Origin of the sequence: Rhizobium laguerreae (genome assembly GCF_002008165.1) — a bacterium.
GTDB lineage: Bacteria > Pseudomonadota > Alphaproteobacteria > Rhizobiales > Rhizobiaceae > Rhizobium > Rhizobium laguerreae.
In genome coordinates, this window is sequence record NZ_MRDM01000005.1 from 1 (window position 1) to 2,434 (window position 2,434).

Sequence of the window (2,434 nt, forward strand, 5' to 3'; positions counted from 1 at the left end):
ATTGTCAAAGCTGAATAGGGCTGCGACGGTGCCGGCCAGTTAGAAACGCGACATTGGCGTCCGGCTTGCTCCGACGATCAGCCCCCGATCCGACCGGCTAGTCCGGGTTGAGAGGGAGGAGCGGGGGCGGGTGATGACGCTCCCCTTCGGCTTTAGCTTTCTCAGTAGCAATTGTTCCGTCGCGGGTTGATACTTGCCCGCACCTGCATGGTGCAGGGTAGGGATCAAAGCCGCACGATGCTTCCGGAAATCAAGCTGCAGGGGGACATTGACGTCGCCGCGCTGTCACCACTTCTTCGAGGCATGCTTCTTTCGGTTGCCTATGCTGACGGTGAGGGTGGCATAGGATTGACGGCGACCGGCGCCATGAACCGCAAGTTCGTGCATTGGGCCGCTGTGCACTTCCTCTGGCCAGGGTTCACAGCCGAGGACCTCTACAGCATGAACAAGGTGCTCAATGAAAGCGACATGCCGCCGCTTTGGGTCGTGCGCGACATGACCCGCCACCTGAAGCTTCTTCGCCGGAAAAAGGATGTGCTGCTGCCAACCAGACGCGGCCGGGAGTTTCTGGTGAACCCGCAAGCCTTCTTCGATCTGATCGCCACGGATTATCTCTACTCGTATGTCCACGAAACCGATCGTGAAGAGGAGGTGCGGGCGCGGTTACGCTGGTGGCGCCTGTTCCTCAATCTTCTCAATATCAAGGCCAGAGAAGGTTGCACACCAATGGAGGTTGTGAAGATCCTCTATCCAGACCTGGCGCCTCTGTCGGACACCGAAATAACCCTGGAAGCCTGGGAGTTGAAATCCGATCTCCAGTACGGCGTCTTTCGACGCTTATGCTGGCTCGGCTTGCTCTATGAGGCACGAGAGGGGCTCACGCTTCTCCAGGACGGATCCTTCCACAAGACGCGACTTTGGGCAGCCTGCCTGCAGTTGGAATCGGATACGCAAAGCGACATCGGCGTGCACTGACGAACTTCATTCCGCTGGCTGCCTCATCAACGCCTTCTGCCTTTTGGCAATCACCTCCGGATCATTCATGAAGTCCGTCCGCCGGCCAGGCTTGCGGCCACGCTTCTGATAACCATTGCCCTGGCTGCCATCGGGAATACCGAACATATGATCCGTCTGGCCGGTGCGGCGAGGGCCGCTCTTGCTGCGTTGCTGTTCCCGCCCAGCCTGCAGCTCGGCGACGATGGAAAGCATGTCGTCGAGACGCTTGTTCTCGACAACCTCTGCCCGGTGGACCGACCGCAATGTATCGAAGGTTCTGTAGGGCAGGGTGAAGCTCTCGTGCATGATCTCGAGGCGGCCGTCCGGGTAGTCGCAGACAACGACCTTCTTACCCGCCAATGGCCTGGAAATCTCGGTCGGATCGAGAATGAACAAGACCTTGTCGTAACGGAGCGTCAGCGACTGCGACAGTGTGCGGACTTCCTTCCGGCACATGGCGCCATCGAGATTCTCATGGTCGGCCAGCGGTCGGTGCATGTCCTTCGGATTGCGCGGTTGCTTGCCGAACCGCGAATTGAAATCCGCAATGAACTCAGGCGCATAGGCATTGGCAGCTTCGATCGTATCGATGCCGCGAAGCCGCATCTCCTTCACCAGCCGATCCTGCAATGTCTGGTTGGCGCGTTCTACGCGACCCTTGGCTTGCGGAGTGTTGGCGCAGATGATGTCGATGTTCAGCTCATAAAGCGCTCGACCGAACTGCGTCAGGCCGCTCGTCCGGTCCTTCTCCGACGCATGGGTCGAACGAAAAACACCATGCTTGTCGCTATAGAAAGCCAGCGGTTTGCCCCATTGCTGCAGATAGGCTTTCGTCGCATGCAGATAGTCGAACGTGTTCTCCGATCCGGCAAAGCGAAGATGCAGCAGCTTGCCGGTGGCGTCATCGATATAGACGAGCAGGGCGCATTTGGGGCCGCGGTTCTCGAACCACCAGTGATGCGAACCATCGATCTGCACCAGTTCGCCAAAGCAGTCGCGCCGGCCGCGTGGCTGGAAAACCCGTTTCTTGCGCTCGCGACGCGGGATCCAGATGCCGGCCTCGGTCATCCATTGCCGCAGCGTCTCCTTAGCAACAGAGATCCGGTGCAGCTCGATCAGCTTCTCGCGAGCCAGCGTCGGGCCGAAATCCAGATAGTGCTCGCGGATCAGATCCAGCGCTGCATTGCGAAACTCCTCGCTGTGGCGCCGGTTGCTCGGCTGCGATCGTTTCTTGGAAACGAGGCCGGCTGGACCATCCCGGTCATAGGCCTGCAGCAACCGATGGACCTGACTTCGACTGAGCCCGAGCAGTTCGGCAGCCTGGACAACGCTCAGGCGTAGGTCACGGATCTTCTGGATGACTTCGAGGCGATGCAACTCTTTCTGCGACATGGTGATCATAAAGGACATGACGACTCCGACCGCTCATGGTCTTGAC

2 protein-coding genes are annotated in these 2,434 nt (G+C 59.0%); one reads left to right on the top strand and one right to left on the bottom strand.

What is annotated here, in order from left to right; all coding sequences use genetic code 11:
* The first annotated feature begins 237 nt into the window (after nucleotides 1-237).
* Nucleotides 238-975: a hypothetical protein gene (locus BS630_RS04340; protein WP_077976436.1), complete on the top strand. Its 738-nt coding sequence runs from the start codon at nucleotides 238-240 to the stop codon at nucleotides 973-975.
* A gap of 6 nt (nucleotides 976-981) precedes the next feature.
* Here the strand turns inward: BS630_RS04340 and BS630_RS04345 are convergent, their stop codons facing one another.
* The gene (locus tag BS630_RS04345; protein WP_077976435.1) at nucleotides 982-2,406 is read right to left on the bottom strand and encodes an ISNCY family transposase; all 1,425 of its coding nucleotides are present in this window, start codon (nucleotides 2,404-2,406) and stop codon (nucleotides 982-984) included.
* Between the last annotated feature and the right edge of the window lie 28 nt (nucleotides 2,407-2,434).